Raw genomic sequence first — 6,604 nt, forward strand, 5'->3', positions numbered from 1 at the left:
ATGGTGCGTTTCCAGTTCAGGCCGGAACCGGTCTCGATGACCGTCTTCGACGCACTCAGACCACGTTCTTCGCGTTCGGTCGCCACATCTGCCCTGGTTTTCCAGGTCGGCTCTCATCAGGGGACGTCACCCGGCAATACACCACCACCGCACCCACAGGAAGCCGCAGACACGGTGCCGACCGCTCGGGTACCCCACCAGAATCGTGCCCGACGGCAACTGCCGAGCCTGGACCGGCAGCGCCCCTGCATGAACCGGCAGACCGCAATTCCGTGAATACGTCTACGGACGCATCGCCTGGGTCGGGGAATCCAACGCGAACAGGAGACGGTCGCTACACGCACTGGCCGCCCGGGTCGACTGGGCAGACCCGCGTCGCTGATCGGCCGCGCGGTCAGCCGCGGCCGATGTACGGCATGCCGGTGGCCATGATGGTCATCGTCGGCACGGTGACGTCCAAGGGGAGTTCGACCAGTCGGGTCACTGCGTCCGCGACGTACCGCGGGTCGAAGGTGGGTTCCGCTCGCATTGATCCGTCCGGTTGGCGGGCGGAGTGGCCGATGCCTTCGGTCATGGCGGTTGCGGCGTTCCCGATGTCGATCTGGGTGCAGCAGATGTCGTGGTCGCGTCCGTCGAGCGCGATCGACTTGGTCAACCCCGACACCCCGTGTTTGGTTGCCGTGTAGGCGACGCTCGCGGGTCGCGGCGTGTGGGCGGACAGTGAGCCGTTGTTGATGATGCGTCCGCCGCGCGGTGTCTGGGCTTTCATCATCCGCACGGCCTCCCGGGAGCAGAGGAAGACGCCGGTCAGATTTGTGGCGACTGTCCGGTCCCAGTCCGCCGGTTCGATTTCGTCCACCGCGCCGGAGGGGCCGAAGGTGCCGGCATTGTTGACGAGTACGTCGAGGCGGCCGAGACGTTCGGCCACGGCGGCGAAGAGGCTGTGCACCGACTGCGGCGACGAGACGTCGGCCGGCACCACGACTGCGTGTTCGTGACCGTGCGCTGTCTCGTCCAGCTTTTCCCGCGCCCGCCCAGTCAGCACCACGTGATGCCCGGCGTCGAGCAGTCCGGTCGCGATCGACCGCCCGATTCCCGAGCCGGCACCCGTCACCACGATCACCCGTTCCGTCACGTCCACTCCCTTGCATCACGTAGTTCCGAACAGCTGTCGGAGGCCCCCGAATTGTCGCCGATCGGCGGCGTCGTTGCGGCTGTTCACCCGTTCCGTTCGCGGGCGTCGACGAGAACGCGGGGAGATCTCAGGAATCACGGTGCGCCTAACACTGGAGTGGGGGACGGTGGTCGGCTTTCCTGTCCGGGTGACCATCGCAGACATCGCACCCCGCACGGCGCTGCAGCAGCGCTACTGGGACCCCGCCCTCACCGAACCCGCGCAGTGGAATCCGGTTCTGGAAGCCCTGCACTCGCACCGGTCGGTCCGCCGCTACCTGCCCGATCCGCTGACCGACGAGACACTCGACGTGCTCGTGTCGGCTGCGCAGTCGGCCGCCACGTCGTCGAACCTCCAGGCGTGGAGTGTCGTCGCGGTCCGCGACGCTGACAGCAAGGCTCGTCTGGCCGCACTGGCGGGCGACCAGGCCCACATCATCGAGGCCCCCGTCCTGCTGGTCTGGCTCGCCGACTTCGCCCGTGTCCGCCAGCTCGCCGGCGACCGCGGCGCGCCGATCGAGGGCGCCGACTATCTCGAGAGCAGCTATATCGGGTTCATCGATGCCGCCCTGGCGGCGCAGAACGCCGTGACCGCGGCGGAGTCGCTCGGGCTGGGAACGGTGTTCATCGGGGCGCTGCGCAACAAGCCCGAGGAAGTCGCGGCGGAACTCGGCCTGCCGCCCCACGTGTTCGCGGTGTTCGGGCTCGTCGTCGGGCAGCCGCATCCGGACGCCGACGCCCAGATCAAGCCGCGCCTGCCCCGAGCTGCGGTATTGCACCACGAGAAGTACGACCTGCCTGCCCAGCGCGACCACGTCGACGCCTACGAGGGGCGGATCGCTGCCTTCTACTCGGCGCAGCAGCTCGAACATTCCTGGATCGACAGGGTTCTGGACCGACTCGCGTCCGCGACACGGTTGAACGGGCGGGATCGGCTGAAGGAATCGCTCGTCCGTCTCGGGTTCCCCCTTCGCTAGAGGTGTGACGCGGCCACCGGTGCACGGTGGCCGTTCGAAGTCCGAAACCCGGTGAGTGGCTCTGCGGGACCACCCACCGGGTCTTCTGCCGCGGAGGCCCTTCGTGAGCGCTTCCACTGGAACTGACTTCATGGAGCGGATCCATAGGGGACGCCGTGGACAGTGCCCGGTTCGGTGACGTCGAACTGACCTATCAGCTGCGCGAGGGCGGTGAGCGCGTCGTGCTCGTACCCGCCAGTGCCTTCGTCTCGTGGTACGACCCACGCTCGTCGCGCTCCAGCTTGCGCTGGAGACGCCCGAGCGAGTCGGCTCGGTGGCACTGCTCGACCCGCTGCCCGTGGGATCAATTCAAAAGCTGGGTTCCGACGATCGTCGGCTTGCTGGGAGCACCGTCACGCGTCGTTATCGCCTCGACCGGCTTGACCACGATCGGCGGGATTCTGGCAGCAATCATCATCGGTCCCGCGGTGGACAAGACCAACCCGTTCCGCACTCTCGGCATTGTCTATCTCGGCGGTGCGGCCTTCGTCGCGGCATTGGGGTGGGTGATCGGTGGCGGCAGCACCTGGGCGCTTCTCGGAACTGCATTCCGGACGGGCACGTGTGTGACGGGCGGGCAGATGAGCGTCATCGCCCTGGCGACTGTGCTGTATCCACCCGGCAGGCGGTCCACCGGAGTCGGCTGGGCCCTCGGGATCGGGCGCCTCGGTGGAATCGCAGGCCCGTTGATCGTCGGGACTGCCCTCGGCGCCGGCTTCCTCCCACGCGACTTCTTCTTCGCGCTGGCGGTGGTTCTGGTCGTGGCGAGTATCAGCGTTCTGATGCTCGAACGACGCTCTCGCGCCTGAGACGTGCGTGAGCGGGAGCCAGAGAATTTCGATCGACAGCGGGAAGCCACCGGCGCTTCCCGTTCCGCTCAACGGACGAGTCTGGATCAGTGATCCGGGCGCTGCAGGACGGGCGCGCGTGTCGACAGATTCAGTATGTCGTGGGGGCCGTGGCCGGGAACGCTCGGCGATCTGCGCCCACGACATGCCCGTCGCGAGAGACTCGGTCACCGCCCTGGTGAGGAGAATCGCCGTACGCCGTTCCCGAGAAGGGCATCCGCCACGACGTACCTGTCCGGAGCCAGTCCACGACCGCTACCGTGCGAGAGGTGGAACTCATTCTCGCTGCCTCGGCCGAATTCGAGCGCGTGGTGCGCCAACTGCCGGTGGACTCATGGGACCTGCCCACGCCGTCACAGATTTCGGTGCGCGACCTGGTCGAGCACGTCGTGGTGGGAAACCGCTTCACTGCGCTCCTGCTTGCCGGCGTCGGTCGTGAGCAGGCCCGGAACATGCTCTCGGATGACCAGCTCGGAGTCGACCCGGTTGCCGCGGTGGCCGAATCGTCACGACACCAGGCCGAGGCCTTCGCCGCCGCACCACCGGAACAGCCGGTTCCCGGCCCGAACGGCGACGTCCCCGCCGAGGCGTTCCTACGCTTCCGGCTCGTCGACCTGGTGGTCCACGCGTGGGACCTCCTCCGCGCGGCGGGTCTCGATGAAACTCTTGATCCGCCTGTGGTCGCCGGGCTGTCGCGCGTGGTCGAACCATTTCTGGAGGACATGCTCGCCTTCGGTGCGTATGGCGAGGGCCCGAGTGGCACATTGCCTCCCGACGCTTCGCAGCAGGCCCGACTCCTCGACTGGTTCGGACGGCGGCCCTAGCGCAACGCCAAGCGATCGAGGGCCTCCCGCCGGGGATCCGCTTGCGGAACCGCCCGTCCCTCGGCGCGCTGTCGGCTACTCCAACGCGTCCCCGTCCTCATCGTCGATCTACACCGGGACCGCTGAGGGTCAGACCTGCAACTTCGGTGACGTCTTCGCCAACTACCCAGCGATCCTCGAACACCTTGCTCGTCAACGGCTCCTGCCGTGCTCCTTGTGTTCGACTCCGTGCCGCTCCACCTCGATCCCGTAGTAGGTGGATCCCCGACTGGCCGAAGAACCGGGTTCAGTCATGGCCGTTCTTGTTCCAGAGCTGATGGGTGAGACCGCTGGGTGAGGTGACGGTCTCGACGGTGAAGCGGTCTTCGATGCCGTTCAATCCCTCCCAGAGGGATACGCCGCGCCCGAGGGTGATGGGCACGATCACCAGGTGCATGAAGTCGATCAGGTCGGCTTGCAGAAACTGCCGCACGGTCGAGGGTCCTCCGCCGATACGGACGTCCTGGCCGTTCGCTGCTTCCTGGGCCATGCGCAGCACCTCACGGGGTGGCGCGTCGACGAAGTGGAAGCTGGTTCCGTTGGCAAAGTCGATGCTCGGGTGTGGGTAGTGGCTCATGACGAACACTGGTGTGTGAAATGGCGGTTCGTCGCCCCACCAGCCCCGCCACCCGTCGTCGGGCCAATCGCCGCTGTGGGGCCCGAACTTGCGGCGCCCCATGATCTCCGCGCCGATGCCCTGGCCCCACAGGCTGGTCACGGCGCGGTCCAGAGTGATCGGGGCGTCTACCCGGTCGACCCCGTGGATGACGCGTCCGTCGAACCAGTCGAATAGCCGTTGCGCACCGCCGATCGGGGCGTCGAACGTCACGTGCTCACCGGCGGCGTAGCCGTCGAGGGAGATGTTCATGTTGTGGATGCGGGTGCGGGGCATGGGCGCCTCCTCCAATGATCGGATGGACCGGGATACAAATAGACAGACCGGAAGAGATGGCTGGACTCATCGCGAACGTCGAAAATCGTGTTCCGTTGGCCGATCCGCTTCCGAATGGTGCAGTGCTGCCAAAGGCAGTAGTCCAGTCTGGCATTCCTGCACTCATGGATGACACCACTACGCACCAAACAGTCGCAGCCTAGTTCGACATCGACATCGACAGCGCTGATCGGGGCGATCGCCGCGGTTCGCGCAGTAGACTGACGGCCCCGACAAGGAGGACTCGATGCTGGTCTTCGGCGAGCCGTACGAGGCGAGTAACGGCACGGTGATCATTACTGTGTCGCGGACAGCTTGGGGTCGACGAGGTGAGCGTCCGGTCGGCATGTACACAGTCGGTGCGGAGGGTGCTACGTGGACGCCTGCCGTCGATGCGAGCTTGCACGCGTTGATCGGGGTCTGCACGGGTTTCGCGGCGGCCGTCATCGGCACGATCGCGGTGTTGCGGCGACCGCCATGGCCGGAGATGACCGAGCGGGTGATGACCGCGCTTGCTCAGGCGCGGATCGCCGAACGCCGACATAAGTAGGAAATCGATCCGCCGCCGGTAGGGAAACAGCCGTTGTCCCCGACCCTGGGCGGTGGGGTACACGAACAGCTGGTACTCGTCGCCCAGGCCTCAGACGATCAGGATGTGGGTCAGCGTGATGCTGCCCGTCTCAGCTGGTCGGGGCGGGCGGCGGGAGCGGCGCAAAGGAAGGCTCCTGCGGCAGCTGCTGGATGGGCGGTTGCGTGGTCGGGTCGTCTGACGGCGGAGGCGGAGGTGGCTGTGTGGTCGGGATGTCGGACGGCGGGGGCGGTTGCGTGGTCGGGTTGTCCGACGGAACAGGCAGGGGCGGCTGCGGAGGCGGGACCATCGTGATGGTGGGATCAGGGCTGGTGGGCGGCAACGTCTCGGGCGGGACCGTGAGCGTCGTCGTGGGTAGCGGCGGCAGTGACGTGGGCGGCAGTCCCGGAAGCTGCAAATCCGGCGGCAGGGTTCCCGGCAACGGCTCGATTCCCGGCGCCGTCGTGGAACCGGGTGTGGCCGGCAGTTCGATGGTCTGCGTCGGCGTGTCGGTGGTGGTGGTACCGGGCGTCGTCGTCGCAGGCGGCGTGGTGGGAGCGATCTTCTCGAGTTCCGCGGCGAGCTTCGCCCGCCACACGTCGAGTTCGTTGCGCATGTCGGCGTCGCGTACCCCGCCGGAACGGTCGGCGGCGCCCTCGAGCAGGTTCTTCGCCGCCTCCGCGTCGCCCGCGGCGATCAGCCGCTCGGCCTCCTGCAGCTGCGACGTGGTGTCGATCTGCGCGACGGTCGAATCGGCCTGCTGGCTGAACACGACCGACTTGACGCTCCACAGCGGATCGCCGGGTGCGGCGTTGTACGAGAAGATGGTGGCGCCACCCATGACGACCGCGATCGCGGCGGCAGCGCCTGCGATGGGTCGCAACAAGCGGAGCTTGCTGCGGGCAGCGCTGCGTGCGGAACGGGCGTCCGAGGCGTCGATCGCCGCGATCACGTCGTCCAGCAGCGGCCCGGTCGGCATCGGCGTCGCCACGATGTCGGCGCGCCAATTGGTCAGCAGAAGCGCGAGCTCGTACTGCTCCGGCGAATCCGTTGCGACGGGACCGCCGCCGGCGATCGCGTCGATCAAAGCGTCGTCGCGGCGCACTGCCGCGACGTCCACCGGTGCGTCGTCTCCTGGGAGATCGGCATCGGGATTGCCGTTGCGCTTGATGCCCCTAGCCAAACCTCTCACCTGCCCTCGTCAC

7 protein-coding genes are annotated in these 6,604 nt (G+C 67.2%); 4 read left to right on the plus strand and 3 right to left on the minus strand.

The window, feature by feature from the left end:
* Positions 1-394: 394 nt before the first annotated feature.
* The gene (locus tag ACNJ7E_RS32675; RefSeq protein ID WP_418341860.1) at positions 395-1,141 is read right to left on the minus strand and encodes an SDR family oxidoreductase; all 747 of its coding nucleotides are present in this window, start codon (positions 1,139-1,141) and stop codon (positions 395-397) included.
* Between the two features lie 181 nt (positions 1,142-1,322).
* On the opposite strand from ACNJ7E_RS32675, the gene ACNJ7E_RS32680 reads away from it, so the two are divergent.
* From ACNJ7E_RS32680 to ACNJ7E_RS32690, 3 genes are all read left to right on the plus strand, one after another.
* On the plus strand, positions 1,323-2,150 hold the full coding sequence (locus tag ACNJ7E_RS32680; protein WP_418341861.1) for an NADPH-dependent oxidoreductase: 828 nt from the start codon (positions 1,323-1,325) through the stop codon (positions 2,148-2,150).
* 155 nt (positions 2,151-2,305) lie between these two features.
* Positions 2,306-2,998 carry an MFS transporter gene (locus tag ACNJ7E_RS32685; protein WP_280780114.1) on the plus strand — a complete coding sequence of 231 codons (693 nt, stop codon included), beginning with the start codon at positions 2,306-2,308 and terminating at the stop codon, positions 2,996-2,998.
* Between the two features lie 308 nt (positions 2,999-3,306).
* A complete protein-coding gene (locus ACNJ7E_RS32690; protein WP_280780115.1) occupies positions 3,307-3,861 on the plus strand; it encodes a TIGR03086 family metal-binding protein in 555 nt (184 codons plus the stop codon).
* A gap of 286 nt (positions 3,862-4,147) precedes the next feature.
* Here ACNJ7E_RS32690 and ACNJ7E_RS32695 read toward each other — a convergent pair whose 3' ends face one another.
* A complete protein-coding gene (locus tag ACNJ7E_RS32695; RefSeq protein ID WP_280780116.1) occupies positions 4,148-4,792 on the minus strand; it encodes a dihydrofolate reductase family protein in 645 nt (214 codons plus the stop codon).
* A gap of 286 nt (positions 4,793-5,078) precedes the next feature.
* Between ACNJ7E_RS32695 and ACNJ7E_RS32700 the strand changes: the two genes are divergently transcribed.
* Entirely contained in the window at positions 5,079-5,381 is a 303-nt protein-coding gene (locus ACNJ7E_RS32700) for a hypothetical protein (protein ID WP_280780117.1), read from the plus strand.
* A gap of 130 nt (positions 5,382-5,511) precedes the next feature.
* Here the strand turns inward: ACNJ7E_RS32700 and ACNJ7E_RS32705 are convergent, their stop codons facing one another.
* Positions 5,512-6,591, minus strand: coding sequence for an anti-sigma-D factor RsdA (locus tag ACNJ7E_RS32705; protein WP_418341862.1), 1,080 nt, complete (start codon positions 6,589-6,591; stop codon positions 5,512-5,514).
* Between the last annotated feature and the right edge of the window lie 13 nt (positions 6,592-6,604).

The sequence above is a fragment of the Rhodococcus mengyinensis genome (assembly GCF_048381435.1).
Taxonomy (GTDB): Bacteria; Actinomycetota; Actinomycetes; order Mycobacteriales; family Mycobacteriaceae; genus Rhodococcus_F; species Rhodococcus_F opacus_D.